25 protein-coding genes are annotated in these 26,250 nt (G+C 72.2%); 14 read left to right on the top strand and 11 right to left on the bottom strand.

What is annotated here, in order from left to right; all coding sequences use genetic code 11:
• Positions 1 to 23 precede the first annotated feature (23 nt).
• From AB0J88_RS17215 to AB0J88_RS17205, 3 genes are all read left to right on the top strand, one after another.
• Positions 24 to 968 (top strand): sugar ABC transporter permease, encoded by a 945-nt coding sequence (locus tag AB0J88_RS17215; protein ID WP_364343547.1) that lies wholly within the window; start codon positions 24 to 26, stop codon positions 966 to 968.
• Between the two features lie 110 nt (positions 969 to 1,078).
• Positions 1,079 to 1,864, top strand: coding sequence for a carbohydrate ABC transporter permease (locus tag AB0J88_RS17210; RefSeq protein WP_364344564.1), 786 nt, complete (start codon positions 1,079 to 1,081; stop codon positions 1,862 to 1,864).
• On the top strand, positions 1,861 to 3,246 hold the full coding sequence (locus AB0J88_RS17205; protein WP_364343550.1) for a GH1 family beta-glucosidase: 1,386 nt from the start codon (positions 1,861 to 1,863) through the stop codon (positions 3,244 to 3,246). Before AB0J88_RS17210 ends, AB0J88_RS17205 begins: the two co-directional genes overlap by 4 nt.
• 7 nt (positions 3,247 to 3,253) lie before the next feature.
• Here the strand turns inward: AB0J88_RS17205 and AB0J88_RS17200 are convergent, their stop codons facing one another.
• Entirely contained in the window at positions 3,254 to 3,532 is a 279-nt protein-coding gene (locus AB0J88_RS17200) for a hypothetical protein (RefSeq protein ID WP_364343553.1), read from the bottom strand.
• 177 nt (positions 3,533 to 3,709) lie between these two features.
• On the opposite strand from AB0J88_RS17200, the gene AB0J88_RS17195 reads away from it, so the two are divergent.
• Entirely contained in the window at positions 3,710 to 4,501 is a 792-nt protein-coding gene (locus AB0J88_RS17195) for a hypothetical protein (RefSeq protein WP_364343556.1), read from the top strand.
• 5 nt (positions 4,502 to 4,506) lie between these two features.
• Here the strand turns inward: AB0J88_RS17195 and AB0J88_RS17190 are convergent, their stop codons facing one another.
• The gene (locus AB0J88_RS17190; protein WP_364343559.1) at positions 4,507 to 6,033 is read right to left on the bottom strand and encodes a M20/M25/M40 family metallo-hydrolase; all 1,527 of its coding nucleotides are present in this window, start codon (positions 6,031 to 6,033) and stop codon (positions 4,507 to 4,509) included.
• 202 nt (positions 6,034 to 6,235) lie between these two features.
• On the opposite strand from AB0J88_RS17190, the gene AB0J88_RS17185 reads away from it, so the two are divergent.
• Both AB0J88_RS17185 and AB0J88_RS17180 read left to right on the top strand, forming a co-directional pair.
• Positions 6,236 to 7,468: a multidrug effflux MFS transporter gene (locus tag AB0J88_RS17185; RefSeq protein ID WP_364344567.1), complete on the top strand. Its 1,233-nt coding sequence runs from the start codon at positions 6,236 to 6,238 to the stop codon at positions 7,466 to 7,468.
• A gap of 53 nt (positions 7,469 to 7,521) precedes the next feature.
• Positions 7,522 to 9,015 (top strand): NAD(P)/FAD-dependent oxidoreductase, encoded by a 1,494-nt coding sequence (locus AB0J88_RS17180; protein ID WP_364343562.1) that lies wholly within the window; start codon positions 7,522 to 7,524, stop codon positions 9,013 to 9,015.
• Here AB0J88_RS17180 and AB0J88_RS17175 read toward each other — a convergent pair.
• From AB0J88_RS17175 to AB0J88_RS17145, 7 genes are all read right to left on the bottom strand, one after another.
• Positions 8,994 to 9,527, bottom strand: coding sequence for a DUF6886 family protein (locus tag AB0J88_RS17175; protein ID WP_364343565.1), 534 nt, complete (start codon positions 9,525 to 9,527; stop codon positions 8,994 to 8,996). The two genes, AB0J88_RS17180 and AB0J88_RS17175, sit on opposite strands and share 22 nt — an antisense overlap.
• Before the next feature lie 12 nt (positions 9,528 to 9,539).
• Positions 9,540 to 10,973: an FtsX-like permease family protein gene (locus AB0J88_RS17170; protein WP_364343568.1), complete on the bottom strand. Its 1,434-nt coding sequence runs from the start codon at positions 10,971 to 10,973 to the stop codon at positions 9,540 to 9,542.
• The gene (locus tag AB0J88_RS17165) at positions 10,970 to 11,671 is read right to left on the bottom strand and encodes an ABC transporter ATP-binding protein (protein WP_364343571.1); all 702 of its coding nucleotides are present in this window, start codon (positions 11,669 to 11,671) and stop codon (positions 10,970 to 10,972) included. The genes AB0J88_RS17170 and AB0J88_RS17165 overlap by 4 nt, the downstream gene beginning before the upstream one ends.
• Positions 11,668 to 12,204: a PadR family transcriptional regulator gene (locus tag AB0J88_RS17160; protein WP_364343574.1), complete on the bottom strand. Its 537-nt coding sequence runs from the start codon at positions 12,202 to 12,204 to the stop codon at positions 11,668 to 11,670. The genes AB0J88_RS17165 and AB0J88_RS17160 overlap by 4 nt, the downstream gene beginning before the upstream one ends.
• Positions 12,205 to 12,251: 47 nt before the next feature.
• Positions 12,252 to 14,381, bottom strand: coding sequence for a xanthine dehydrogenase family protein molybdopterin-binding subunit (locus tag AB0J88_RS17155; protein WP_364343577.1), 2,130 nt, complete (start codon positions 14,379 to 14,381; stop codon positions 12,252 to 12,254).
• Positions 14,378 to 15,361 carry a xanthine dehydrogenase family protein subunit M gene (locus AB0J88_RS17150; RefSeq protein ID WP_364343580.1) on the bottom strand — a complete coding sequence of 328 codons (984 nt, stop codon included), beginning with the start codon at positions 15,359 to 15,361 and terminating at the stop codon, positions 14,378 to 14,380. Before AB0J88_RS17150 ends, AB0J88_RS17155 begins: the two co-directional genes overlap by 4 nt.
• 73 nt (positions 15,362 to 15,434) lie before the next feature.
• The gene (locus tag AB0J88_RS17145; RefSeq protein WP_364343582.1) at positions 15,435 to 15,923 is read right to left on the bottom strand and encodes a (2Fe-2S)-binding protein; all 489 of its coding nucleotides are present in this window, start codon (positions 15,921 to 15,923) and stop codon (positions 15,435 to 15,437) included.
• A 118-nt stretch (positions 15,924 to 16,041) separates the two neighbouring features.
• On the opposite strand from AB0J88_RS17145, the gene AB0J88_RS17140 reads away from it, so the two are divergent.
• Positions 16,042 to 16,353, top strand: coding sequence for a MazG-like family protein (locus AB0J88_RS17140; protein ID WP_364343585.1), 312 nt, complete (start codon positions 16,042 to 16,044; stop codon positions 16,351 to 16,353).
• On the opposite strand, the gene AB0J88_RS17135 is transcribed toward AB0J88_RS17140, so the two are convergent.
• Both AB0J88_RS17135 and AB0J88_RS17130 read right to left on the bottom strand, forming a co-directional pair.
• On the bottom strand, positions 16,350 to 17,354 hold the full coding sequence (locus tag AB0J88_RS17135) for a phosphatase domain-containing protein (protein ID WP_364344570.1): 1,005 nt from the start codon (positions 17,352 to 17,354) through the stop codon (positions 16,350 to 16,352). The genes AB0J88_RS17140 and AB0J88_RS17135 overlap by 4 nt on opposite strands.
• 290 nt (positions 17,355 to 17,644) lie before the next feature.
• Positions 17,645 to 18,259 carry a hypothetical protein gene (locus tag AB0J88_RS17130; protein WP_364343588.1) on the bottom strand — a complete coding sequence of 205 codons (615 nt, stop codon included), beginning with the start codon at positions 18,257 to 18,259 and terminating at the stop codon, positions 17,645 to 17,647.
• An 80-nt stretch (positions 18,260 to 18,339) separates the two neighbouring features.
• On the opposite strand from AB0J88_RS17130, the gene AB0J88_RS17125 reads away from it, so the two are divergent.
• From AB0J88_RS17125 to AB0J88_RS17095, 7 genes are read left to right on the top strand one after another with little or no spacing between them, the layout of a single operon-like run.
• A complete protein-coding gene (locus AB0J88_RS17125) occupies positions 18,340 to 19,278 on the top strand; it encodes a xanthine dehydrogenase family protein subunit M (protein WP_364343591.1) in 939 nt (312 codons plus the stop codon).
• A 3-nt stretch (positions 19,279 to 19,281) separates the two neighbouring features.
• Positions 19,282 to 19,788 carry a (2Fe-2S)-binding protein gene (locus AB0J88_RS17120; protein ID WP_364343594.1) on the top strand — a complete coding sequence of 169 codons (507 nt, stop codon included), beginning with the start codon at positions 19,282 to 19,284 and terminating at the stop codon, positions 19,786 to 19,788.
• Entirely contained in the window at positions 19,785 to 22,160 is a 2,376-nt protein-coding gene (locus AB0J88_RS17115; protein ID WP_364343597.1) for an aerobic carbon-monoxide dehydrogenase large subunit, read from the top strand. The genes AB0J88_RS17120 and AB0J88_RS17115 overlap by 4 nt, the downstream gene beginning before the upstream one ends.
• Positions 22,157 to 23,077 (top strand): XdhC family protein, encoded by a 921-nt coding sequence (locus AB0J88_RS17110; protein ID WP_364343600.1) that lies wholly within the window; start codon positions 22,157 to 22,159, stop codon positions 23,075 to 23,077. Before AB0J88_RS17115 ends, AB0J88_RS17110 begins: the two co-directional genes overlap by 4 nt.
• Entirely contained in the window at positions 23,074 to 23,946 is an 873-nt protein-coding gene (locus tag AB0J88_RS17105) for a MoxR family ATPase (RefSeq protein WP_364343603.1), read from the top strand. Before AB0J88_RS17110 ends, AB0J88_RS17105 begins: the two co-directional genes overlap by 4 nt.
• On the top strand, positions 23,939 to 25,123 hold the full coding sequence (locus AB0J88_RS17100) for a VWA domain-containing protein (protein ID WP_364343606.1): 1,185 nt from the start codon (positions 23,939 to 23,941) through the stop codon (positions 25,121 to 25,123). The genes AB0J88_RS17105 and AB0J88_RS17100 overlap by 8 nt, the downstream gene beginning before the upstream one ends.
• Complete coding sequence (locus tag AB0J88_RS17095) at positions 25,120 to 26,247, top strand: XdhC family protein (RefSeq protein WP_364343609.1); 1,128 nt, start codon at positions 25,120 to 25,122, stop codon at positions 26,245 to 26,247. The genes AB0J88_RS17100 and AB0J88_RS17095 overlap by 4 nt, the downstream gene beginning before the upstream one ends.
• The last annotated feature ends 3 nt before the right edge of the window (positions 26,248 to 26,250 follow it).

Raw genomic sequence — 26,250 nt, 5'->3', positions numbered from 1 at the left:
GAACACATCGGAGGTGACCGGGGATGACCCAGCTGGTGACTGACGGGGCAGTGGGTGATCGGGGCTCGCCACGCCGCAGCCTGTTGCACCGCCTCGACGTCAAGGGCTCGCCCTACCTGTACATCGCGCCGTTCTTCATCCTCTTCCTGGGGTTCGGCGTCTTCCCGCTGATCTACACCGCGTGGGTGTCGCTGCACGAGTGGAGCCTGCTCTCCGACGAGCACCCGTGGGTCGGCTTCGGCAACTACACGAAGCTCTTCGACGACCCGGCGTTCTGGAACGCGCTGTGGAACACCGCGTCCATCTGGGTCCTCTCCACGGTGCCGCAACTGCTGATGGCGCTGGTGCTGGCGCACATCCTCAACCAGCGGCTGCGCGGTCAGACGTTCTGGCGAATGAGCGCGCTGATCCCCAACATCACCAGCGTCGCCGCGGTGGCGATCATCTTCAGCCAGCTCTTCGGCCGCGACTACGGCCTGATCAACTGGTTCCTGGGGCTGTTCGGCATCGACAAGGTCGACTGGACGGCGAACTCGTGGAGCTCGCACCTCGCCGTCTCGCTGATGATCATCTGGCGGTGGACCGGCTACAACGCGCTGATCTACCTGGCCGCGATGCAGGCCGTGCCCAAGGAGCTCTACGACTCCGCGTCGCTCGACGGCGCGTCCAGCTTCCAGCAGCTCCGGAAAATCACGGTGCCGGCGATCCGGCCGACCATCATCTTCACCGTCATCATCTCGTCGATCGGCGGGATGCAGGTGCTGGCCGAGCCGCTGCTGTTCGGCGGCAACGGGTTGACCGGCGGCTCCGACCGGCAGTTCCAGACCCTCGCCCTCTACCTCTACGAGGTCGCGTTCGGCCGGTTCGACTTCGGCTACGCCTCGGCCAGCTCGTGGGTGATGTTCCTGATCATCGTCATCGTCGCGGCGATCAACTTCGCGCTGACCAGCCGGCTTCGGAGGAGCTGATGGCCACTACCCTCGCACCCCCGGCGCACCGGGTCAGCCCGCCGCCGCCGTCCGCCCGCAAGCGCGTCCGCCGCGCGTTCCGGCGCCGGCCCGGCAAGCTCACGTACCTGATGCTGACGGCGATCGCGTTCTTCTCGTTCTTCCCGCTCTACTGGTCGGTGGTCGTCGCCTCCCAGGACAACAGCGCGCTCGGCAAGGTGCCGCCGCCGATGCTGCTGGGCGGCAACCTGTGGTTCAACCTCGAACGGGCCTTCACGATGGTCCCGTTCAAGACGGCGCTGATCAACTCGTTCCTGGTCTCCGGCGCCATCACGCTCAGCGTGGTCATCTTCTCCACGCTGGCCGGTTTCGCCTTCGCCAAGCTCCAGTTCCGCGGCCGCAACATCCTGCTGCTGAGCATCATCGGGACGATGATGGTGCCGACCACGCTCGGCATCATCCCGCTCTACATGCTGATGGCGAAGATCGAGTGGACCGGCACGATCTACGCGGTCATCGTCCCGGCGATGGTCAACGGGTTCGGCGTCTTCTTCATGACGCAGTATCTCCGCGAGGCCGTGCCGACCGAGCTGCTCGAGGCCGGCCGGGTTGACGGCTGCTCGACGATCCGGCTGTTCTGGCACGTGGTGCTGCCCGCCGCGCGACCGGCGGCCGCGGTGCTCGGCATGCTGACCTTCCTGACGGCGTGGAACGACTTCTTCTGGCCGCTGGTCGTGCTGACACCGGAGGACCCGACCGTCCAGGTCGTGCTCTCGACGCTGTCGGCCGGCCGGATCACCGACTACTCGCTGTCGCTGACCGGCGCGCTGATCGCGATCCTGCCGCTGCTCATCGTCTTCGTGGTGCTCGGTAAACAGATCATCGGAGGAATCATGCAAGGAGCCGTCAAGGGATGACCATCGTCGAGGAAGCCACCGACGCCCGTCCGCTGCGGTTCCCGGAGGGATTCCGGTGGGGCGCGGCGACCGCGTCGTACCAGATCGAGGGTGCCGCACAGGCCGACGGCCGGTCACCGTCCATCTGGGACACGTTCGCGCGTACGCCCGGCAAGGTCGACGGCGGGCACACCGGCGACGTGGCCTGCGACCACTACCACCGGTTCCCGCAGGACGTCGCGCTGATGGCCGACCTGGGCCTGGGCACGTACCGGTTCTCGGTCGCCTGGCCGCGGATCAAGCCGGACGGCAGCGGCCCGGTCAACCCCAGCGGTCTGGACTTCTACGACCGCCTCGTGGACGCGCTGCTCGCCGCCGGCATCGAGCCGATGGTCACGCTCTACCACTGGGACCTGCCGCAGGCACTGGAGGACCGGGGCGGCTGGACCAACCGCGACACCGCGTACTCGTTCGCCGAGCTGGCCGCCGCCACGGTGGCCCGGCTCGGCGACCGGGTGCCGACCTGGACCACGCTCAACGAGCCGTGGTGCTCGGCCTTCCTGGGCTACGCCAGCGGGGCGCACGCGCCGGGCCGGCGGGACCCGCGGGCCGCCTTCGAGGCGGCGCACCACCTGCTGCTGGCGCACGGGCTGGGCGTCTCGGCGCTGCGGGCGGGGGGAGCGCGCGAGGTGTCGCTCACGCTCAACCTCACCCGGGTGACGCCGCGCGACCCAGGTGACCAGCACGACCGGGCGGCCGCGACCGTGGTCGACGGGCTGCAGAACCGGATCTTCCTGGACCCGGTGCTCAAGGGCGGCTACCCGCAGGACATGCGCGACCTGTTCGACCGGTTCGGCGCGGCCGGCGCCATCCACGACGGCGACCTGGCCACCATCGCGGCGCCGATCGACCTGCTGGGCGTCAACTACTACCAGCCGTCACTGGTCGCGGCCCAGGTCGGTGCCCCGCCGAACCCCTGCTACCCGGGCAGCGAGGGCATCGTCTATCCGTCCCAGGAAACGCCGGTCACGGCGATGGACTGGCCGGTGGACCCGACCGGGCTGGGCGACCTGCTGGTCCGGCTCTCGGAGGACTACCCGGGCACGCCGCTGATCGTCACCGAGAACGGCGCGTCGTACGTCGACACGCTGGTGGACGGGCGGGTCGCCGACGTGGCCCGGATCGAGTACCTGGACGGGCACGTGCGCGCGGTGCACGACGCGATCCGGCGGGGTGCCGACATGCGCGGCTACTTCGCGTGGTCGCTGCTCGACAACTTCGAGTGGGCGTACGGCTACGACAAGCGGTTCGGCCTGGTCTACGTGGACTACGCCACGCAGCACCGCGTGCCGAAGGACAGCGCGCTCTGGTTCCGCGACCTGATCCGCGCCAACGCGATCTAGACGGTTCTCAGGGGACGGTCCGGTCGATCGCGGCCGGGCCGTCCTTGTCGAGCTCCGCCTTCGCGCGCGCGACGTTCTCCGGCGTCGGGTCCCTGCCCTCCGCCTCGGCCAGGTCCTCCGGGTCCCAGGGCTGCTCTGAGCCGGTGCGCGGCTGCCAGCCCGGCTCGCGGAACACCGGGTTGTCGGGGTCGGGCTCGCCGCCGGTCTCGAACTCGGAGACGGCGGTCTCGTCCTCCACGGCGTCCGCCACCTCTTGCGACTCTTCCAGGGGCCGTTCATCGCTCATGGCCGCCCACATACCCGGCTGGCGCCCCGGTATACCCAGCGGCTCCGGCGTTGTACTGTCGTGCCTCGTTCCGACAAAACTGGGGCCGGAGTGATACGAGGGAAGCCTGCGGCGCGCCTGCTGGCGGCGTGTCTGCTGCTCACGCTGGGCGGGTGCACCGCGCCGCGGACCGAGGTCGTGTCCCGGTCCCCGGTGTGGCTGTCCGCCGACGCCATCTACTTCCTCCGCACCTCGGGCGCCGACCCGGCGCGGCTCTGGGTGCGCCACCCGGCGACGGGCGACCAGCAGCCGGTGGAAGCCGGCGTCCCCGACCCGTGCGGCCCGCTGGACTACCTGTTCCGGGTGCCGGACGGCCGGCTCGGCGTCGCGCTGCGGTGCGGGCAGACCGGCCGGCTCATGGCCTTCGACGCCCGGTCCGGCACGTACGAGCGGCTGGGTGACCTGGCGTCGTGGGCGGCACAGGTGACGCTGGCGGCGGACCTGCGCGGCGGCTACGGCGCGGGCTCCAGTGACCTGTGCTGGTCGCTGTCCAACATCGCCCTGCCGCGCGGTGACCTTCGCCCGACGCTTCCGGAGCTCACGTGCGCGGCCGGCGCGTCCGCGCGTTCGCCGGCGCTGACCCGGTGGGGCGGGCTCGTGTTCGCGGCCACCCGTGATGCTCCGCCGGCCGGCGACAAGCGCCGGTGGAGCGTGCACCTGGCCGGCTTCCAGGGCGTCCCGTACAAGGGGATCGGTCCGACGTTCGAAGGGCTGCCGGATCTCGACCTGTCGCCGGACGAGTCCACCGCGGCCGTGACGGCCAAGCGGTTCGGCCGCTCGCGGCTGATCCTCGTCAGCCTGCGCGACGGCGAGAGCCGCGAGCTGCTCTCGTCGACCGAGAGCTTCTCCGACCCGAGCTTCGCACCCGACGGCGCGCAGGTCGCCTACAGCGACCTGCGCGCCATCAAGGTCATCTCCGTGCCGGACTGAGCCGCTCAGCCCTGCGTGATCCGGACGTCGTCCACGCCGGCCTCGACCAGGCTGGCGGTGCTCGCGTCGACCGCGCGGAACACGATCCGGACCGACTGGCCGGCGTACGCGGTGAGGCTCGCCGTGCGGGTCGCCCAGGCGCCGTTGCGGTTGCTGGCCGCGCCGGCCTGGGTGAACAGCGTGGTCGTGCCGCCGCTGTGCACGACGGCCGCCGAGAACGAGTCGGCGCTGCTGGAGTTGCTGCCGTGCGCCAGGTACCACGAGAACGACAGGTTCAGCGGGCCGGTCGCCGGCAGCGTGATAGCGGGGGACTGGATCGTCGTGGTGCCGCCGTCGACGTCGAAGTCGCCCGCCGAGGTGCCGGCCGCCGCGCCGGTGACCAGGTCGTTGGAGCCGCTGACGGTGGTGCCGAGCTGCTTGGTGCCGCTCGACGTGGTGGCCGCCGGGTCACCGCGCACCCACTGGCCCAGGGTCGCCGTGTCGGTGCCGGCCGGGTTGGTGGTCCAGCCGGTCGCCGTCTCGAACGTGTCGCTGTAGACGGTGGCCGGCGGTGCCGGCGGGCTGACGGCGACGTTCCAGACCGCGTACGCGATCGCGTCGGCGTTGCGGTCCAGGGCGGTGTCGTTGATGTTCGTGGTGGTGTCGCAGGACCGGTGGTAGCAGGAGTCGTACGCGACGCCGGACGAGCCGCCCCACTTCGCCGCCTGGGCCGCCGTCTTGCGCCCTTCGGCGCCGGTGAACGTGCCGCCGGCCGGGATGCCCGCCGCGATGAACGGCCCGTAGTCGCTGCGGCCGTCGAAGTCGGTGCCCTCGGTCGGCACGCCGATGCTGGTGAAGTACTCGGCGAGGACCGCTTCGAGCAGGGCGGAGCCGGCCGGGCCCGGACCCGCCCCGGTGCCGTCGGAGTTGTCGCCGTCATAGAGGAAGTAGCCGGGGTTCGGCGAGCCGACCATGTCGAAGTTGTAGTAGGCCTCGATGTTGGCCCGCGCCGCGGCGCTCAGGCTGTCGACGTAGAAGTCCGAGCCGATCAGCCCGCGCTCCTCGGCGCCCCACCAGGCGAACCGCAGGTGCCGGGTCGGCGTGATGCCCTGCCGGGCCACCTCGAGCGCCACCTCGAGGATCGCCGCCGAGCCCGAGCCGTTGTCGTTGATGCCGGGGCCGGCGGTCACGCTGTCGAGGTGCGCGCCGACGATCACGGTGTTGGTGGTGTCGCCGCCCGGCCAGTCGGCGATCAGGTTGTAGCCGGTCGCGCCGCCGTAGCTGAACGACTGGACGGCGGTCGTGTAGCCGGCGGAGTCGAGCCGGCCGCGCACGTAGTTGACCGAGGCCAGGTAGCCCGGCTGGCCGTGTGCCCGGTTGCCGCCGTTGGCGGTGGCGATGCTCTGCAGCTGGGTCAGGTGCGCCTTGACGTTGGCCAACGCGATGTTGGGGCCAGGCACGGCGGCCACGGCCGGACCCGCGCCGGTGGTCGCGGTCAGCGCGGCCGTCACGGTGGCGGCCAGCAGGATCGGGATGATTCGGGGAATCCGCATGTCGCTCCCTTGTGGGTGAACGGGCATGTGCCGCGCGTATGGTCGCGACGCGCTGATCCCCGTACAAGATATCGATGGGTTTCTTTCCCGGGTGCGCTGAAAGTGACCTGTGAGCTGAAACACCATCCTTGCCGGGAATGGGCCGTCGTCCGGCGGATTTGCAGGCAGTGTGATCGATCCGCCCGTGCTCCCCGGTGAGCTGATGACCCTCCCGCAACGCGTCCGCCTCGTCGTCGTGCTCGGTTCCCTGATCGCGATCGGTCCACTGACGATCGACATGTACCTGCCGGCCCTGCCGTCGATCACCGACGACCTCGGCACCACCTCCACCGCCGTGCAGCTCACGCTGACCGGCACGCTGGCCGGGCTGGCGCTCGGCCAGTTGGTGATCGGTCCGCTCGCCGACGCCCTCGGGCGCCGCCGACCGCTGCTGGCCGGCCTCGCGCTGCACGTGGTGGCCTCGGTGCTGTGCGTCGTGGCGCCGTCGATCGCGGTGCTCGGCACGCTGCGGGTGGTGCAGGGCCTCGGCGTCGCGGCCACCTCGGTCGTCGCGATGGCGGTGGTCCGCGACCTGTTCAGCGGCAGCGCCTTCGCCCGGCTCTTCTCGCGGCTGATGCTGGTGATGGGGCTCGCGCCGATCCTGGCGCCGACGCTGGGCAGCGCGGTGCTGGAGGCGGCCAACTGGCGTGGCGTCTTCGTCGTGCTCGCCGGCTTCGGCGTGCTGCTGACGCTGACCGCGCTGTTCGCGCTCCGGGAGACGCTGCCGCCGGAGCGCCGGCGCCGGGGCGGGATGGCGGATACCGCACGCACGTACGGCGTGCTGCTGCGCGACCGCGTGTTCGTCGGCATGGTGTTGGTCGCCGGGTTCGCGATGGCTGCGCTGTTCGCCTACGTGGCTGGCTCGAGCTTCGTCTTCCAGGACCAGTACGGCCTGGACGAGCGCCAGTTCGGCATCGCGTTCGGCGCCGGCGCGGTCGGCCTGATCACCGCCACCCAGCTCAACGTGCGCCTCCTGCGCCGATGGACACCGCAGCGCGTGCTGGTCGTCGCGGTCGCCGGCGGCACCGCCGCGGGCGCTCTGCTGATCGTCTTCGCCGCCACCGGCTTCGGCGGCCTGGCCACCCTGCTGGCGGCGCTCTGGCTGGTGCTGTTCTCGGGCGGCCTGGCCATGCCGAACTCGGCGGCGGTGGCGATGACCCGGCACGGCGAGGCCGCCGGCACCGCCGCGGCGCTGCTCGGCGCGGTGCAGTTCGGCACCGGCGCGGTCGCCGCACCGCTGGTCGGAGTGCTCGGCAACGACGGTGTCGCGATGGCCACCGTGGTCGCCGGCGGCATGGTCGCCGCGACGCTGGCGCTGGTGCTGGTCGCCCGCCCGCACCGGATGACCGACCCGGAGATCACTCCCGTGGCGGTTCCGGAGCCGGCGGTCGCCTGAGCAGTCCGCCGTTACCGGCCAGTAGCCCGCAACGAGCGTGTTTGGCTGGGTGGATGGCTGGATCCGTCAACCCCGCCCGATCGGAATGGGACGTCGTCGTGGTGGGCGGTGCGCCCCCCGGCGAGACGATCTCGCTCTACAGCAGCCAGGCCGGCCTCTCGGTCGCCCTGGTCGAGCAGGACAAAATCGGCGGCGAGTGCCTGTACTGGGCGTGCATGCCCAGCAAAGCACTGCTGCTGCCGGTGCAGGCCCGCAACCTCGCGATCGACACCCCGGGCATGCGGCAACTCGTCAACGGCCGCCGGGTCGACGCCGCGGCCGTGCTCGCGCGCCGGGACGAGATCACCTACAACCATGACGACAAGAAGTCCGTCGACCTCATGCTGCACAACGACGTCGACGTGATCAGGGGCCGCGCCCGGCTCGCCGGCCCCCGCACGGTCGAGGTCAGCGACGACGGGCGGACCCGGGAGATCACCGCACGCCAGGCCGTCGTGCTGACGCCCGGCACGGACGCCGCGGTGCCGCCGATCCCCGGGCTGGCCGAGGCCAGGCCGTGGCGGTCCCGGGACGTGACCAACCTGCACGAGGTGCCCCGCCGGGTCGTCGTGATCGGCGGCGGCGTGGTGGCCTGCGAGGCGGCGACCTGGCTGCGCGGGCTGGGGGTCGAAGAGCTGACCCTGGTGTTCCCCGGTGAGCGGCTGCTGGGCATGAAGGAGCCGTTCGTCGGCGGGCTCGTCCGGGACGCCTTCGAGGCCGACGGCATCGGGGTCCGCGCCGACACCCCGGTGCGCGAGGTCAGCCGGGAGCGGGTCGACGACCGTGGCATCGGGCGCCGCCACGGTGGCGAGGTCACCGTGACCGTCGGGGACGGCGACCGGATCGTCGCCGACGAGGTGCTGGTGGCGACCGGCCGCGTGCCGAACAGCCGGGACATCGGGCTGGAGACGGTCGGCGTCGAGACCACGGACCGCGGCTTCGTCGAGGTGGACGACCATCTGACGGTGCCGGGGACCGACTGGCTCTACGTGCTCGGCGACCTCACCGGCCGGGCGCTGCTGACGCACATGGGCAAGTACCACGCCCGGATCGCCGGCGAGGTGATCGCGGCACGGGCCGCCGGGCGGCCGCTTGACGACCGGCCCTACAACGCGTACACGGACCATGCCGACTCCGCCGGGGCGCCGCAAGTGATCTTCTGTGATCCCGAGGTCGCCTCGGTCGGTCTCACCGAGGCGGAGGCGCTCGGCCGGGAGATCCCGGTCGAAGTGGTCGAGCGCGACTTCGCCGGGATCGACGGCGCGCGGCTGGCCCGCGAGCACTACGTGGGCCGCGCCAAGCTGGTCGTCGACAACGCCCGCGACACGCTGGTCGGTGCCACCTTCGTCGGGCCGGGGGTCAGCGAGCTGCTGCATGCCGCGACCGTCGCGGTGACCGGCAAGGTGCCGGTGCCCGCGCTGCGGCACGCGGTGGCCAGCTTCCCGACGATCAGCGAGATCTGGCTCTACCTGCTCGAGCAGCTCCGTCAGGAGCGCGCCGCCGCGTAGCGCAGCCGGATGCCGCTGAAACCGAGCGAGCTGCCGACCACCGCGTCCCAGAACGGCCACAGGTTGGGCAGCACGCGCAGTTGGATGCCGGCGGCCCCGTGCAGCGCGAACAGGTCGCCGACCGGCTCCGGCGGGCGCAGCGGCTCGACCGGCTCGGTCGCCACCAGCGCGTGCCCGTCCGCGCTGATCGGGCGGAACGGCGCGGCCGGCAGGCGGTAGCCGTAGAGCGTCACCGAACGCATCCGCTCCAGCTCGCGGTATTCCACGGCGTGCACCCGGTCGCCGGAGCCCGCGCCGATGATCCGGTCGCGGTCCTCCGGCGTCGTGTCCGGCACCACCCAGGCCATCGCCCGGGGAGTGTCGCGGGGGAACCAGTAGTCGGGCGCCCGATCGTGGTCGACGGCCCAGACGTACGGCTCGGTCTCCGCCGAGGTCGGCGCCACGTGCGGCACGAACCGGGTGATCGTCGGGTCTTCCGAGAAGTGCAGGACCTCTCCATCGGCCGGGCGCATCCGGCCAGTCTCTCAGCCGGTGCGCAGCTCCTCCACCGCCGTGCTGCTGCGCAGGAACAGCAACCCGACGCCGACCGTCACCAGCACCGCGCCGACCGCCAGGGCGCCGTAGCCGGCGATGGTGTCGTAGGCGTGGACGAACGGTGCGGAGCGACCGTAGTTGCTCACCTCGGAGCCGGTTACCGGCGCTATCAACGACGAGCCGACGACGAGCGCGAGCACGACCGATGGGACGATCGGGACCAGCGCGTGCCAGAGGATCGAGCGCGCGAGCACGGCGCGCGGCACACCGGAGGCCACCAGCGCCGCGTACGCCCGGCGGCGCGAGACGATCCCTTCGCCGACCGCGACGACCAGCCCGGCCGCGGCGATCACCACGGCGACCACGATCGCGAGGTCGACCAGGTTCATGGTGTCGAGATAGAAGCCGTCGCCCTCGATGACGTAGCGCTCGTCGCCCGCCGACGCCAGCTCGAGGTCGCGCATGATCCGGAAGAAGCCGCGCATCTCGGCCGCGCCGGCCCCCACGATGACACAGGCGAGCAGGGCGGCGAAGGTGCGCGCGCCGTGCCACGGGTCGCTGGTCAGCCGGCGGGCGGCGAGCAGGGCGGAGGGCCAGCGCGTGAAGCGGTGCAGGAGGCGGCCGGCGGCGTGGGAGATCCAGCCGGTCCCGAGGATGACGCCGAGCGTCGCGGCGATCGCGCCACCGGCGCCCATCGTGTTGATCAGCCACTGCGGCGCTGCCCGCTCGCGTTCGGCGAACCACTCGAGCACCGGGACGATGCTGCCGAAGCTGACCAGGCCGAGCACGATCAACGCGCCTGGCCAGGGCAGTGGCGCCCGGTCGCGACGGGTCCGGCGGACCACCCCGAGCGGCCCGACCACGACCCGGCGCAGCAGCAGGGCGGCGGCGAGCGCGGCGACAAGCGGCAGGGCCACGGCCGTGACCGCGATCTGCCACGCCGGGGGCAACACGTCGGTCGGCAGCGCGCGCAGGCCGTCGGAGTCCGGCCGGTCGAGCAGCGGGCGGGCCGCGAAGAACGCGCCCAGACCGGCGGCCACGCCGAGCGCCGCGGCCAGTCCGGTCTCGGCCACCGCCACCAGGGTCGCCTGGCCGGGGGTGGCGCCGGCCAGCCGGATCCCGGCCAACCGCCGGTCGCGGGCCGGGGCGCCGAGCCGCGCGCACTGGCCAGCCAGCGCGATGATCGGGATGGTCAACAGCAGCAGGGTGAACACGGTGCCGCCGCGCAGCCCGGGCTCGTCGAGCAGGGGGTTGCGGTAACGGTTGTTGTGCTCGTAGGCGCCGAGCTCGGGAATCGCGATCACGGTGAGAGCCGACAGGATGGCCAGCGTGGCCAGGAGTGCGCTGAACGCGGTGAGCGCGACCCGCACGCCGTCGGTGCGGCTGCCGGCCAGGGCCAGGCGCACCATGGTCCCCGGCTTCATCGCCCGTGCCGACCCTGCGCCGCGGTCAGCCCGAGCCCGCTCGCGTCGACGGCGCCGTCGCGCAGCGCCACCTCGCGATCCGCGTACGCGGCGACCTGCACGTCGTGCGTGACGAGCAGGACCGTCGTGCGCTGGTCGCGGGCCAACCGGACGAGCTCGCCGAGCAGCGCCTCGCTGGTGCGCGAGTCGAGCGCGCCGGTGGGCTCGTCGGCGAACAGCACCCGCGGCTCGGTGACCAGTGCCCGGGCGACCGCGCAGCGCTGCTGCTGGCCGCCGGACATCTCGCCCGGCCGGACGTCGGCGACGTCGGCGACGCCCAGCCGGTCGAGCCACCCCACCGCGGCCGTCCGTGCCTCTCGCCGCCCCGTGCCGGCGAGGAGCAACGGCAGCGCGACATTCTCCGCCGCGGTCAGCTCGGCCACCAGCTGCCCGAACTGGAAGAGGACGCCGAACTCGGTGCGGCGCAGCCGCGCCCGCATCCGTTCCGACCAGGTGTCGAGTCGGTGCTCGCCGTAGGTCACCTCGCCGGCGTCCGGCCGCAGGATGCCGGCCAGGCAGTGCAGGAGCGTGGACTTGCCGCATCCGCTCGGCCCCGTGACTGCGAGGATCTCGCCCTCGGCGACGTCGATCGTGACGCCACGCAGCGCCGGCGTCCGCCCGTAGGACTTCACCACGCCCCGGGCACGCAGGATCGTCATGGGTGCACCTCCCGATGCAGGTCAGCGACGCGCTCCAGGGTGTTGGCCACCCATCGCAGGTCGGCGTCGAGATGGAGGATCGCGAAGTCGGCGGCGACCACGTCGCCGAGCGAGCTCGTCGGGTCGGTCTTGACGGCGGTCAGCGCGCGCAGTCGCTCCATGTGCGCGGCGCGCTGGGCCACCAGGTAGTCGCGGGCCGCGTCGGCGCCGCTGACCAGCACGGCGACGGCGACCTTGGCGAACAGCGCGCTGGTCACGAACGGCGCCGGAGGCTCGACCTCGCCCAGCCAGTCGTCGAGCCGCGCGCGGCCGGCCTCGGTGATCTCGAAGCTCGTGCGCTCCGGGCCGCTCTCCTGGTCATGCCCGGCGGTGGTCACCAGCCCGTCGCGCTGCAGCCGGCCGATCGTCGCGTAGACCTGGCCGAACGCGACCGGTTTGGCCTGTGGCAGCCGCTGGTCGTGCGACCGCTTGAGCTCGTAGCCGTGCATCGGACCGCCGGTCAGCAGCCCGAGGAGCACATGCGCGGTGGACACGACGCACACTATTCATCGAGAGAATAGTGCGCGTCAAGTCGCCGCGGTCAGAGCATCTTGTCCAAAGTGATCGGTAGGTCCCGGATCCGCCGCCCGGTCGCGTGGTGCACCGCGTTGGCGATCGCCGGCGCGATGCTGACGATGCCGATCTCGCCGAGACCCTTGCCGCCGGTCGGGTTGAAGGTGTCCGGCTCACCCACGAAGGTGATGTCCAGGTCGGGGACGTCGCCGTTGACCGGCACCAGGTAGTCGCCGAAGGTGCCGTTGGCGACCCGCCCGGTGTTCGGGTCGTACGCCATCTCCTCCAGCAGAGCCATGCCGATGCCCATCACCGCACCGCCGATCGCCTGGCTGCGGGCGGTCTTCGCGTTGAAGACCCGGCCGCCGTCGATCACGGACACGAGCCGCCGGAGCCGGACGAGCCCGAGGTCCTCGTCGACGCCGACCTCGGCGAACGCGGCGGCGAACGCGCCGGCCGGCGCCACGTCGCTGTGCTCGGCCGCGCCGGACAGGTCGGAGTAGCCCGTCACCGCCAGCTCGTCGAGGTTGTGCCGGTCGAGCAGCGAGGCGAACGACTCGCCCGGGCGACCGTCGAGGCGGGCCAGCTGTTCGGCCAGCTCGCCGGCGGCGTTCTGGACCGCCGCGGCCAGCGCGCCGGCCAGGCCGGAGCCGCCCGACTGCGGCGCCGGCGGCTGGTCGGTGTCACCGATCTCGACCCTGACCCGGTCGACGTCGATGCCGAGCAGCTCGGCGGTCAGCTGGGCCGTGATGGTGTAGGTCCCCGTGCCGATGTCGGTGGCCGCCGAGCGCACGACCGCGTTGCCGCGGCGGTCGACGACCAGCCGGACCGTGCAGGGCAGGGCATAGAACTCGAAGGTCGCCGAGGCCATGCCGAGCCCGATCAGCTGGTCGCCGTCGTGCGCCGACCGCGGTGTCGGGTCGTGACCGGACCAGCCGAACCGCTCGGCGCCGACCTCCAGGCACTCCCGGAGCGCCTTGCTGGACCAGGGCTTGCCGGACTCCGGGTGCACCTCGGCGTAGTTGCGCAGCCGCAGCTCGACCGGGTCGACGCCGACCCGGTCGGCGAGCTCGTCGAGCGCGGACTCGAGCGCGAAGTGCGCCTCGACGGCGCCTGGCGCCCGCATGAACCCCGTGTACGGGATGTTCAGGTGCGCCCGACGCTCGTGGGTGGCGACGTTGTCACAGGCGTACGTCGTCGGCGTGACCGCGACGATGGGCGAGGGCAGGTTGTCCCCGAGCCCGTTCGCGGCGATCGCGTCGTGGTCGATCGCGGTGAGCCGGCCCTCGCGGTCCGCGCCGAGCTGGATGCGTTGCCGGCTCGCGGCGCGGTGGCCGACGGAGTGGAACATCTGCGGCCGGCTGAGGACGAGCTTGACCGGCCGGTCCAGCACCCGCGCGGCCAGCGTGGTCAGCACCGTGTGGCTCCACAGCCGCAGACCGGCGCCGAAGCCGCCGCCGAGGAACGGGATCAGCACCCGGACGTTCTGCTCCGGCACCTGGAACATGACCGCCAGCGCGGTGCGCAGGAACGACGGCGACTGGGTGGTGTCGTGCACCACCACGCGGTCGCCCTGCCAGCTGGCCACGGTGGTGAACAGGCCCATCGGGCTGTTGGCCTCGGCACCGATCGTGTACGTCTCGTCCACGGTCACGTCGGATGCCGCGAGCGCGCCCGGCACGTCGCCGCGGCTGCTCGCCATGCCGAACGGGTTGTCCTCGACGGCGGCCCGCGGGTCGTCCATGTCGAGCACGGGCTCCTCTTCGGCGTACTCGATCTCGACCAGCTTCGCCGCGTCCAGTGCCTGCGCACGGGTGGTGGCCACCACGATGCCGATGTGCTGGCCGTAGTGCAGGATCCGGTCGTCCTTCAGCGGCCGGCGCATGGTCGAGCCGAGCGCGTTCTGCGGCGGGTCGACCAGCGTCGGGGCGTTGTCGAAGGTGAGCACCGTCAACACGCCCGGCGCCGCCTCGGCCCTGCTCCGGTCGATCCGGGTGATCCGTCCCGCCGCGACCGTCGAGGAGATCAGCGCCGCGTGGACCTGACCGGGAAGGTCGAAGTCCGACGGGTACGGCGCCGCGCCGGCCACCTTGCGCCGGCCGTCGATCCGGTCGAGCGGCCGGCCGATCACGTTCTCCTTGGCCAGGGTCGCCGTCATGTCGTCACCGTCCGCAGGATTCGTACGATCGTGCGCTTGGCCAGCTCGACCTTGAACGCGGTGCCCGGCACCGTGAACGGGTCGCGGATGGCCGCCTCGGCCGCGGCGCGGAACGTCCGCTCGTTGGCGGGAGCACCGACCAGCACCGACTCGGCCTCCCAGGCCCGCCAGGGCACGGTGCCGACCCCGCCCAGCCCCAGCTTGGCCCAGGTGATCGTGCCGTCCTCGACCATGATCGCGGCGCCGGCCGACGTGGTCGCGAACTCGTAGGACGTGCGGTCACGCACCTTGACGTAGCCGGACCGCGCGCCCTCCGGCAGCAGCGGCACCCGGACGTGCGTGACCAGCTCACCGTGGCGCAGGACGTTCTCCTTGTCGGGCCGGTCTCCCGGAGTGCGGTAGAACTCCGTCAACGGGACCGTCCGGGTGCCGTCGGCGTCGAGAAGCTCGACCTCCGCGTCCATCGCCACCAGCGGCACGCACAGGTCCGACGCGTGCAGCGCGATGCAGGACGGCCCGGCGCCGAGGATCGCGTGCATGCGGGCGACGCCCGCGATCGCGGCGCAGCCGGAGCCGGGGTCGCGCTTGTTGCAGGCGCCGACCTCGGGGTCCCGGAAGTAGCGGCATCTCGTGCGTTGGAGCAGGTTGCCGCCGATGGTCGCCATGTTGCGCAGCTGCGTGGACGCGCCGAGCAGCAGCGCCTCGCGGACGAAGGGCAGACGATCGCGCACCGTCGGGTCGGCGGCCAGCTCCTCCATCGTGGTCAGGGCGGCGACCCGCAGCCGGTCGCCGTCGCGGGTGACCCCGCGCAACGGCAACCGTCCGATGTCGACGAACCGGCTCGGGTGCACCACCTGGTCCTTGAGCGCGAGGTCCAGCTCGGTGGTGCCGCCGGCGAGGAACACCGCGTCGGGATCCTCGGCGACGAGCGCCAGCGCGCTGCCCTGGTCCGCGGCCCGCACGTACTCGATGTCGGTCATGACGCGTCCCCACTTCGTGGTGACCCGCCCTGCCCGGGCGGGCTCTGCTGCTGATGCCCTCGCCAAGGCTCGGTCATGAGTCCGCCACCTCACGGATCGCCGCGACGATGTTCGGGTACGCCGCGCAGCGGCACAGGTTGCCGCTCATGAACTCGCGGATGTCGTCGTCGCTGCCGGCCCGGCCCTCGCGGAGCAGCGCCACCGCCGACATCACCTGGCCGCTGGTGCAGTAGCCGCACTGGAGAGCGTCGTGCCGGACGAACGCGTCCTGCACCGGGTGGGGGTGACCGTCTTCGGCAATTCCCTCGATGGTGGTGATCTCGCTGCCGTCGCACTGGGCGGCGAGCGTCAGGCAGGAGACGATCCGCTTGCCGTCGCGCAGCACGGTGCACGCGCCACAGGCGCCCTGATCGCAGCCCTTCTTGGTGCCGGTCAGATGAAGCTGGTCGCGCAGGGCGTCGAGCAGGGTGGTGGTGCTGTCAAGACGGACGGGATAGCTGCGTCCGTTGACCCGCAGTTCGACCGTGACCTGCGTCGAGCGGGTGGTGGTTGCCGAAGACATGGGGACTCCTCGTGGCCGACAGCCGCTTTGGGGCGACGCTACCGGCGCGCCCGGACGCGGGTGCCGCTTCGGGAAGCTTTGCCCGATGGGCAAGGGTCGATGCGGGACACTGGGCGCCGTGACGGACACGATCTGGGCTCTGGTGCCGGCCGCGACCCGCTGGCTCGACGCGGCGAACGGGACGGACGACGCCGAGCTGGGCTGTCGGATGCTGAAGGTGACCGAGGAGGCCGGCGAGGTGGCCAGCGCCTGGATCGGGATGCGGGGGCAGAACCCGCGCAAGGGCGTCACCCACACGCGTGAGGACGTCGCCGCGGAGCTCGCCGACGTGGTGATCACGGCGCTGGTGGCGATCGAGAGCCTCGGCCTGGACGCCCGCGCGACCCTGGAGGCGACCGCCGGCAAGGTTCACGCCCGCATCGACGTCTAGAGGAGCCCGGCCTCGCGCATCAGGCGGGACAGGCCCGCGCCGTCCGGTGCCCATAGCCAGCGTTGCGCACCGGTGCCGCGGGAGCGCGGGCTGTTGTCGTGGATGGGCAGGGCGCCGGCCAGCACCGCCTGGGCCGGCGACAGCCGGCGGATGGCGACCGCGGCGACGTTGTCCGGGTGGTCGCGGGCGAACTCCGCGTAGATCTCGGGATCGTGCTGGCCGTCGTCGCCGATCAGCAGCCACTTGACGGTGGGGAACTCGGCCGCGAGCCGGCGCAGGCTGGCCCGCTTGTGTTCCTGGCCGCTGCGGAACCAGCGGTCTCTCTGCGGACCCCAGTCGGTCAGCAGCAGCGGGCCGGCCGGGTAGAGGTGCCGCGACAGGAACCGCGTCAGGGTCGGCGCGACGTTCCAGGCGCCGGTCGACAGATAGAGCACCGGTGCGCCGGGGTGCGCGGTCACCAACCGTTCGTAGAGGACCGCCATGCCGGGCACCGCGGCCCGGGCGTGCTCGTCTAGCACGAAGGTGTTCCAGGCCGCGAGCAGCGGCCGGGGTAGCGCGGTGATCATGACCGTGTCGTCGATGTCGGAGACGATCCCGAGGGTCACCGCCGGGTCGACGATCCGCACCGGCACCTGGGCCGGCTTGGCGCCCGGGGTGCGGATCACCACGGTCTGCCAGCCGGGCGGCAGGTCGACCTCGAACCGCGCGTCGATGAAGCCGCCGCGGTCGGTGCGCAGCACCTGGCGCCGGTCGCCGGCCTCGATCTCCACCTCGGCGGCGTTGACGGCCACCGTGGCGAAGCTGCGCCAGCCCCGCACGATCTTGGCCTTCTTGGGTGGCGCCGCGGTCGTCGTCTCCGGCCCCGGCGGCGGGGTGTCACCCGGCCCGGGGCGGCTTAGCAGCACCCGGCCCATCACCCGCACCCAGCCCGGCGCGCCGTAGCCGGTGTAGGGCACGATCGTCGCCCGCCACCCCCGGCGGCGCATGCGGCGTTCGAGCATGCCGCGGACGGCGTCTTCGGCGCGGGCGGCCCGATGCAGGACCGGGGCGGCGGGCGGCTGCGACACGTGCCCACCCTGCCATAACCGGCTGAACACGGCGCGACGAAGGTGGATCTTGAACAGCCCATGACCGGAATTCCGGACAGGCGCCACGGGACACATCAGAGGCAAAGGTTTTCCGCAGAATGCAGTGATCAAGAACATACGCGAGGGATAGTTGATATATGGCGGGCACAGCGCCAGGGCGGCCCGACGGCAACGGTTGCCGGCGGAGGGCCTCCGCGCGCCCGTCAGAGCTTCGCGCGACCCTCGTCGAAGAACGCCACGATCGCGTCGGCGTTCGGCAGCTCCTCGATCGAGCGCGCGGCACCGAACGGCGCGTTCCAGAACTCGCCCTGGCGCGCCGTCCACGGTCCGACATACGCGTACGGCTCGTTGTGCCAGGCGTCGCCGGGGGAGATCCCGTAGTTGACCTCGTTCTCGGTGACCGAGACGTCGAAGTGCTCCGGCCACAGCACCGGCATCTCGCTGGGCACCGCCCGGCGCAACGCCTGCTCGCCCTCGGTGAACCACGCGCCGAGATAGGCCGCGATCGCGACGTCGACGACCAGCGCCTCGTCCTCCCGCACGCCCGAGTGGTCGTCGTAGATGTCGGGCACCCCGGCCTCGATGTCGGCCGCGGCCGCGAGCCCCGCCGGCGTGTTGCCGGGCAGCGCCAGCCGCTGCTCGCCCACGACGAGCTCGGCGCCCTCCACCCGCAGCTCCGGTGTCTTGGTGGTCGCGAAGCCGCCGGGCACCACGCGCAGGCGGATGGTGCCGCTGTGGCGATACTGCGGCCCCGCCAGCAACAGCTCGGCCACGCCGTGCCAGGCACGGCGGGTCTCAGCGAGACGGCGTCCGGTCACGCCGCCAAGGCTACCGGCGACACCCAGTCGTCCGGCCCGCAACGCACCACAACCCGCCGTAGTGAACCCCGGAGGTGCTAATGCAAGTCCCCGCTCCGTTCACCTATGAACGGGCGACGAGTGTCGAGCACGCGATCGCGTTGCTCGGTGAGCTGGGCCCTGAGGCCCGGGTCGTCGCCGGTGGTCACAGCCTTATCCCGATGATGAAGCTCCGCCTCGCCCGGCCCGACGCGTTGGTCGACATCAACGGTCTGGGCGCCGAGCTCGCGCAGATCAGGGTCGACGGTGACGAGCTCGTCATCGGCGCCCTGGCGCGGCACGCCGACCTGCTCGGCTCGGCCGTCGCCGGTGAGCACTTCCCGATCTTCCACGACGCCGAGAAGGTGATCGCCGACCCGGTGGTGCGCAACTTCGGCACCGTCGGCGGCTCGCTGTGCCAGGCCGACCCGGCGGAGGACCTGGCCGCCGTGTTCGCCGCGCTCGACGGCGTCGCGACGGTGCGCGGCCCGGCCGGCGTCCGCCAGGTGCGGGTCCGCGAGCTGCACGTCGGCCCCTACGAGACGGTGCTCGCGCCCGACGAGCTGATGCTGGAGCTGCGCGTGGCCATCCGGCCTGGCGGCGGCAGCGCGTACGAGAAGGTCGAGCGCCGGGTGGGCGACTATCCGGTGGCCGCGGCCGGCGCGGTCCTCTGGCTCGACGGCGACACGGTCCGCGACGTCGGCATCGGGCTCACCGCGGTCGGCGCCGAGCACTTCGCGGCGCCCGAGGCCGAGGCGGCGTTGCGCGGGCAACCGGCCACGGAGGAGTCCTTCCGGGCGGCCGGCCAGCTCGCCGCCGAGCACTGCAACCCCAGCGCCGACCAGCGCGGTCCCGTCGACTACAAGCGACACCTCGCCGCCGAGCTCACCACCCGCGCGCTGCGCCGGGCGGCGGCCCGCGCCCGAGGCGGCGATCCTGCCGATGCTTGGACCTTCGGTCAGCACGGAGAACCCACGCCTTTCGGCAAGCAGGAGGCATAACCGATGGAAGTAACGATCAACCTCAACGGCACGCCGGAGACCCATGACGTCGAGCCGCGCCTCCTGCTCGTCCACTTCATCCGGGAGAAGGCCGGGCTTCGCGGCACCCACTGGGGCTGCGACACGTCCAACTGCGGCACGTGTGTCGTCTGGCTCGACGGCAAGCCGGTCAAGTCGTGCACGGTGCTCGCCGCGATGGCCGACGGCCGCTCCGTGCGCACCGTGGAGGGGCTGGAGCAGGGCGGGCAGCTCGACCCCGTGCAGGAAGGCTTCATGGAGTGCCACGGGCTGCAGTGCGGGTTCTGCACCCCGGGCATGTTGATGACCGCGCGGGCGCTGCTCGACGACAATCCCGACCCGACCGAGACCGAGATCCGCGAGGCCATCTCCGGTCAGCTCTGCCGGTGCACCGGCTACGAGAACATCGTGCGCTCGGTCCGCTGGGCGGCCGAGAAGGAGCAGGGCGGCCCGGTCACCGAGTCGGAGACTCCCGTGGAGGCGACGGCATGACAACGGTGGAGGAGCGGCCGCACACCGGTTTCGGCCGCACGCTGCGTAAGGAAGACGTCCGGCTGGTTCGGGGCAAGGGCAACTACGTCGACGACGTGCGGCTGCCCGGCATGCTGCACGGCGCCCTGCTGCGCAGCCCGTACGCCCACGCCAAGATCAACTCGATCGACACGTCGGCGGCCGAGGCGCTGCCCGGCGTCAAGGCGGTGATCACCGGCGAGACGCTCAAGGGCCTCGGCCTGGCCTGGATGCCCACGCTGTCGTACGACGTGCAGGCGGTGCTGGCCACCGACAAGGTCCGCTACCAGGGCCAGGAAGTGGCCTTCGTGATCGCCGAGGACCACTACACGGCGCGCGACGCGGTCGAGTTGATCGAGGTCGACTACGAGCCGCTGCCCGTCGTCGCCGACGCCAAGAAGGCCATGGACGCGGACGCGCCGGTGATCCGCGACGACAAGGAAGGCCAGACGAACAACCACATCTTCGACTGGGAGTCCGGCGACCAGGCGGAGACCGACGCGGTGTTCGCCAACGCCGAGGTGGTCGTCGCAGAGGACATCCTCTACCCGCGGGTGCACCCGGCACCGCTGGAGACCTGCGGCTCGGTCGCCGACATGGACCCGGTGACCGGCAAGCTCACGCTCTGGACCACGAGCCAGGCCCCGCACGCGCACCGCACCGTGTACGCGCTGGTCGCCGGCCTGCCCGAGCACAAGATCCGGGTGATCGCACCGGACATCGGCGGCGGCTTCGGCAACAAGGTCGGCATCTACCCCGGCTACGTGATGTCGATCGTCGGCTCGATCGTCACGGGCAAGCCGGTCAAGTGGGTCGAGGACCGCGCCGAGCACCTGATGAGCACGGCGTTCGCCCGCGACTACCACATGCGGGGCGAGATCGCGGCGACCAGGGACGGCAAGATCCTGGGCCTGCGGGTCAAGGTGCTGGCCGACCACGGCGCGTTCAACGCGACCGCGCAGCCGACCAAGTTCCCGGCCGGCTTCTTCCACGTGTTCACGGGTTCCTACGACCTGCAGGCCGCGCACTGCACGGTCACCGGCGTCTACACCAACAAGGCGCCCGGCGGTGTCGCGTACGCCTGCTCGTTCCGCATCACCGAGGCGGTCTACCTGGTCGAGCGGATGGTCGACGTGCTCGCGTACGAGCTCAAGGCCGACCCCGCCGAGCTGCGGATGAAGAACCTGATCCAGCCCGAGCAGTTCCCCTACACGACCAAGACCGGCTGGGAGTACGACTCGGGCGACTACCCGAAGGCCCTCCAGCTCGCCATGGACATGGCGGGATACGACGAGCTGCGCAAGGAACAGGCGGAGAAGCGCGAGCGCGGCGAGCTGATGGGCATCGGGGTCGCGTTCTTCACCGAGGCGGTCGGCGCCGGCCCGCGCAAGCACATGGACATCCTCGGCCTCGGCATGGCGGACGGCGCCGAGCTGCGGATCCACCCGACGGGCAAGGCCGTGCTGCGGATCTCGGTGAAGACCCAGGGCCAGGGCCACGAGACGACGTTCGCCCAGATCGTCGGCAACGAGCTCGGGCTGCCCACCGCCGACATCGAGGTGGTGCACGGAGACACCGACCAGACGCCGTTCGGCCTCGGCACCTACGGCTCCCGGTCGACGCCGGTGTCCGGCGCCGCCACCGCGCTGGTGGCCCGGAAGATCCGCGACAAGGCCCGGATCGTCGCCTCCGCGATGCTGGAGGTCTCGCCCGACGACCTCGAGTGGGAGGGCAACCGGTGGCAGGTCAAGGGTGACCCGGAGCAGGGCAAGACGATCCAGGAGATCGCCCTGGCCGCGCACTCCAGCCTGGAGCTGCCGGAAGGCGTCGAGGGCCACCTGGACGCGACGACCGTCTACAACCCGCCGAACCTGACGTACCCGTTCGGCGCGTACATCTGCGTCGTCGACGTCGACAAGGGCACCGGCGGGGTCAAGGTGCGGCGGTTCATCGCGGTCGACGACTGCGGCGTGCGGATCAACCCGATGATCGTCGAGGGCCAGGTGCACGGCGGCCTCGCCGACGGCGTGGGCATGGCGCTGATGCAGGTGATGGCGTTCGACGAGGAGGGCAACCACCTCGGCGCGTCCTTCATGGACTACCTGCTGCCGACCTCGCTGGAGTGCCCGTCGTGGGAGCTGGGCGAGACGGTCACCCCGTCGCCGCACCACCCGATCGGCGCCAAGGGCGTCGGTGAGTCGGCGACGGTCGGCTCCCCGTGCGCGGTGGTCAACGCCGTGCTGGACGCCATCAAGCCCTACGGTGTGCGGCACGCCGACATGCCGCTCACGCCGGCCGCGGTGTGGGGTGCCATGAACGGCCGGCCGATCCGGACGGACCTCGCGATCCCGTGACGTCCACGACGGAGCGGAGGGCGAACGAGCTGCGCCAGGCGCGCAGCCCGTTCGTCCTCGCGGTCGTGGTCCGCGCCGAGCGGCCCACCTCCGCGAAGCCGGGCGACCGGGCGATCATCCACGGCGACGGCACGATCGAGGGCTTCGTCGGCGGCTCCTGCGCCGAGTCGACCGTGCGGATCCAGAGCCTGCGCCAGCTCGCGGTCGGCGAGTCGACGCTGCTGCGGATCACGCCGGGCGGCGACGCGACCGGGCCGCGTGAGCTGCCCGGTCTCGTGGTCACCGACAACACCTGCCTCTCCGGTGGCACCATCGACGTGTTCCTGGAGGTGGTCGTGCCGGCGCCGCTGCTGCAGGTCTACGGAGACACCCCGATCGCGCGCGCCTTGCGGTCGGTGGGCGAGGCGGCCGGCTACGAGGTCCGGGTGGCGCCGGCTCCCGGGCCGGTCCCGACCGACGCCCTCGCCGTCGTGGTCGCCTCGCACGGGCACGACGAGACCGGCGTGCTCACCGAGGCCGTCGCCGCCGGGGTGCCGTACGTCGCGCTGGTCGCCTCCCCGAAGCGGGGCGCGGCGGTGCTCGCCGAGTCGGGTGTGCCGGCCGGGCGGGTCAAGACACCGGCCGGGCTCGACCTCGGCGCCCGCACGCCGGGCGACGTGGCCATCTCGATCCTGGCCGAGGTGGTCGCGGCCCGCATCACCACGAAACCGGTGCCGGCCCCGCGGCCGCCGTCGCTGCTCCAGATCGGCGTGGGCCTGCCGACGCCGCCGGAGATCGCCGTCGACCCGGTCTGCGAGATGGAGGTCGTCGTCGAGCCCGGTGCGCTGTCGTACGAGCACGGCGGCCGCACCTGGTACTTCTGCGCGCCCGGCTGCCGCAAGAAGTTCGCCGCGGACCCCGCCCGGTGGGGCGGATGACGCAGGACCTGCCCGCCGACGTCGGTGGACTGACGGCCGCGCTCGACCGCACCGGCTACCTGGCGGACGAGCCCCTGGCCACGGCCATGTTCCTGGCCACCCGGATGCCGGCGCCGATCCTGCTCGAGGGTGAGCCCGGCGTCGGCAAGACCGAGGCCGCCAAGGCGCTCGCGACCGCACTGGACACCCCGCTGGTGCGGCTGCAGTGCTACGAGGGACTGACCGTCTCGGAGGCGCTGTACGAGTGGAACTACCCGCGGCAGCTCCTCGCGATCCGGCTGGCCGAGGCTTCCGGCGAGACGCTGGCCTCGGCCGACCTGTTCACGCCCGAGTTCCTGCTGCGCCGTCCGTTGCTGTCCGCGCTGGAGCATCCCGGGCCGCGTCCGGCCGTGCTGCTCCTCGACGAGGTCGACCGGGCCGACGACGAGTTCGAGGCGTTCCTGCTGGAGCTGCTCGCCGAGGCCACGGTCACCATTCCCGAGCTGGGCACCCGGCGGGCGCTGCTGCCGCCGATCGTCGTGCTCACCTCCAACCGCACCCGCGACCTGCACGACGCGCTCAAGCGCCGCTGCCTCTATCACTGGATCTCCTACCCGGCCGCCGAGCGGGTCGCGGCGATCGTCCGCCGCCGGGTGCCCGGCATCGGCGACCCGCTCGCCGACCAGGTCGCCGGGGCGGTGCAGCGGCTGCGGGGGCTCGAGCTCTACAAGCCGCCGGGGGTGGCCGAGGCGGTCGACTGGGCCACCGCGCTGCGGGTGCTGGGCGTCGACTCGCTGACCCCGGCGACCGCCATGCTGTCCGTCTCTGCCGTCGTGAAATACGACGAGGACCTGGCCACGGTACGCGCCAGCGGGTTGTTCGATGACTGAGCCGGACCTCGCCGTCGTGGTCGCCCGGTTCGGCGCGCTACTGCACGACTCCGGCGTCGCGGTCGGCCCGGACCGCAGCGAGCGCTTCGCGCGCGCGGTGCAGCTCGTGCGGCCGGCCACGACGCGCACGCTCTACCACTGTGCCGCCGCCACGTTGCTCGCCGATCCGGCCGATCGGCCCGCCTTCGACCGCGCCTTCGACCTGGTGTTCGGCGGCATGGTCGACGACGCCCCAAACCGCGGCGGCGAAGGCGGCTCGACATCGTCCAACTCGGACGTGCCGCCCCGGCCGGGTCGCGCCGATGGCGGACGGCCGGGCATCGGCGACCGGTCACCGGGTTCCCCTCCTTCGGCCAACGGGGCACGTAGCCCGTATCCCGTGATAGCGACGGGAACCGAACGACTCGGTGGTCGCGACTTCGCGAAGCTCTCGCCCGACGAGCTCGCGGAGCTTGCCGTCGCCATGCGGCGGCTCCGCCTGGCCACACCGCCGCGTCGCAGCCGCCGCACCGTCGTCGGACGGCGCGGACCCGCTGTCGACCTCCGGGAGAGCCTGCGTGTCGCGAGGCGGACCGGCGGCCACCCGGTGCGGTTGAGCCGTCGTCGACCGAGAACCAAGCCGCGCCGACTCGTCGTGCTTTGCGACATCTCCGGTTCGATGGCGCCCTACGCGCGTGCGCTGCTGCAACTGGTCTATTGCGCGGCCGAAGGCCAGCGGGCCGAGGTCTTCACCTTCGCCACGCGCCTGACCCGCCTGACACGGGTGCTGCACCGAGTGCCTCCGGCAGTGGCCCTCGAGCGGGCTGGCCGCGCGGCACCGGACTGGTCGGGCGGCACGCGGATCGGCGCGGCGTTGCGAACCTTCATCGACGACCACGGCGCCCGAGGTATGGCCCGTGGTGCGGTGGTCCTCATCCTGAGCGATGGTTGGGACACAGGTGAACCCGCTGAACTGGAACGCCAGATGATTCGCTTGTCGCGCCTGGCATATCGAGTGGTCTGGGCGAATCCGCGCACGCAGAGTGCGGCGTTCCGACCGCTGACGGGGGGAATGGCCGCCGCGTGGCCGCATTGCGACGCGGTGGTGAGCGCGCATCGGCTGGACGCGCTCGACGAACTGTTAGCGGCTCTGGCGGCGGGGAACCGGACCGACCATAGTGATACCTGGGGGCGATGATCGTGCGAGACGTGCTCGCCGACCTGTCACGCTGGTGGCGTGCCGGTCGACCGGTGGGGATGGCCACGGTGGTTGGCACCTGGAAGAGTGCCCCGCGGCCACCCGGTGCCACCATGCTCGTCGGCCCTGACCAGACCGCGGTGGGCAGCGTCTCGGGCGGGTGCGTCGAGGCCGCCGTCTACGAGCTCGGCCTGACCGCGATCGAGACCGGCGAGCCGCACCTGCAGCGCTACGGGGTCAGCGACGACGACGCGTTCTCCGTCGGCCTGACCTGCGGCGGGATCATCGACATCTTCGTCGAGCGCGTCGACCCCGCGTCCTTCCCGCAGCTCGGCGAGGTGGTCGAGGCGATCGAGGCGGAGTCGCCGGTCGCGGTGGCCACGGTGATCAGCGACCCCGGCGACCGGGTGGGCCGGCGGGTGCTGGTCTGGCCGGACCGGGTCGACGGCTCGCTCGGGTCGGCGCACTTCGACGAGGCGCTGACCGAGGACGTGCGCGGGATGCTGGCGTCGGGGCTGACCGGCCCGCTGCGCTACGGCCCCGACGGCGAGCGGCTCGGCGACGACGTGACGGTGTTCGTCGCGTCGTACGCGCCGCCGCCCCGGATGCTGGTGTTCGGCGCGATCGACTTCGCGTCCGCGCTGGCCAAGCAGGGTGCGTTCCTCGGCTACCGGGTCACGGTCTGCGACGCGCGTCCGGTGTTCGCCACCAACCGCCGGTTCCCGGGTGTGGAGGTCGTGGTCGACTGGCCGCACCGCTACCTCGCGGCCGAGCTCGAGGCCGGGCGGGTCGACGGGCGCACCGTGGTCTGCGTGCTCACCCACGACCCCAAGTTCGACCTGCCGGTGCTCCAGCTCGCCCTGGAGCACGAGTTCGCCTATGTGGGCGCGATGGGCTCCAGGCGGACCCACGACGACCGGGTCACCGGCCTGCTCGCCGCCGGGGTGCCGGAGGCCCAGCTCAAGAAGCTGCACTCGCCGATCGGGCTGGCGCTGGGCGCGCGCACGCCGGAGGAGACCGCGGTGAGCATCACCGCGGAGATCATCGCCGACCGCTGGGGCGGTGGCGGGCAGAAGCTGTCCACTCTGGACGGCAGCATCCACGAGAACCTCGACCGACGCTGACTG

Source organism: Asanoa sp. NPDC049475, from assembly GCF_040676915.1.
Lineage (GTDB): Bacteria > Actinomycetota > Actinomycetes > Mycobacteriales > Micromonosporaceae > Asanoa.
The sequence above is the reverse complement of the archived record's forward strand: the minus strand, read 5'-3'. Positions and strand labels throughout refer to the sequence as shown.

Coding starts and splice junctions, on each gene's coding strand:
- AB0J88_RS17215 (WP_364343547.1), top strand. CDS start 24: ATGACCCAGCTGGTGACTGACGGGGCAGTGGGTGATCGGGGCTCGCCA.
- AB0J88_RS17210 (WP_364344564.1), top strand. CDS start 1,079: ATGCTGACGGCGATCGCGTTCTTCTCGTTCTTCCCGCTCTACTGGTCG.
- AB0J88_RS17205 (WP_364343550.1), top strand. CDS start 1,861: ATGACCATCGTCGAGGAAGCCACCGACGCCCGTCCGCTGCGGTTCCCG.
- AB0J88_RS17200 (WP_364343553.1), bottom strand. CDS start 3,532: ATGAGCGATGAACGGCCCCTGGAAGAGTCGCAAGAGGTGGCGGACGCC.
- AB0J88_RS17190 (WP_364343559.1), bottom strand. CDS start 6,033: ATGCGGATTCCCCGAATCATCCCGATCCTGCTGGCCGCCACCGTGACG.
- AB0J88_RS17185 (WP_364344567.1), top strand. CDS start 6,236: ATGACCCTCCCGCAACGCGTCCGCCTCGTCGTCGTGCTCGGTTCCCTG.
- AB0J88_RS17180 (WP_364343562.1), top strand. CDS start 7,522: ATGGCTGGATCCGTCAACCCCGCCCGATCGGAATGGGACGTCGTCGTG.
- AB0J88_RS17175 (WP_364343565.1), bottom strand. CDS start 9,527: ATGCGCCCGGCCGATGGAGAGGTCCTGCACTTCTCGGAAGACCCGACG.
- AB0J88_RS17170 (WP_364343568.1), bottom strand. CDS start 10,973: ATGAAGCCGGGGACCATGGTGCGCCTGGCCCTGGCCGGCAGCCGCACC.
- AB0J88_RS17165 (WP_364343571.1), bottom strand. CDS start 11,671: ATGACGATCCTGCGTGCCCGGGGCGTGGTGAAGTCCTACGGGCGGACG.
- AB0J88_RS17155 (WP_364343577.1), bottom strand. CDS start 14,381: ATGACGGCGACCCTGGCCAAGGAGAACGTGATCGGCCGGCCGCTCGAC.
- AB0J88_RS17150 (WP_364343580.1), bottom strand. CDS start 15,361: ATGACCGACATCGAGTACGTGCGGGCCGCGGACCAGGGCAGCGCGCTG.
- AB0J88_RS17145 (WP_364343582.1), bottom strand. CDS start 15,923: ATGTCTTCGGCAACCACCACCCGCTCGACGCAGGTCACGGTCGAACTG.
- AB0J88_RS17135 (WP_364344570.1), bottom strand. CDS start 17,354: ATGCTCGAACGCCGCATGCGCCGCCGGGGGTGGCGGGCGACGATCGTG.
- AB0J88_RS17125 (WP_364343591.1), top strand. CDS start 18,340: ATGCAAGTCCCCGCTCCGTTCACCTATGAACGGGCGACGAGTGTCGAG.
- AB0J88_RS17120 (WP_364343594.1), top strand. CDS start 19,282: ATGGAAGTAACGATCAACCTCAACGGCACGCCGGAGACCCATGACGTC.
- AB0J88_RS17115 (WP_364343597.1), top strand. CDS start 19,785: ATGACAACGGTGGAGGAGCGGCCGCACACCGGTTTCGGCCGCACGCTG.
- AB0J88_RS17105 (WP_364343603.1), top strand. CDS start 23,074: ATGACGCAGGACCTGCCCGCCGACGTCGGTGGACTGACGGCCGCGCTC.
- AB0J88_RS17100 (WP_364343606.1), top strand. CDS start 23,939: ATGACTGAGCCGGACCTCGCCGTCGTGGTCGCCCGGTTCGGCGCGCTA.
- AB0J88_RS17095 (WP_364343609.1), top strand. CDS start 25,120: ATGATCGTGCGAGACGTGCTCGCCGACCTGTCACGCTGGTGGCGTGCC.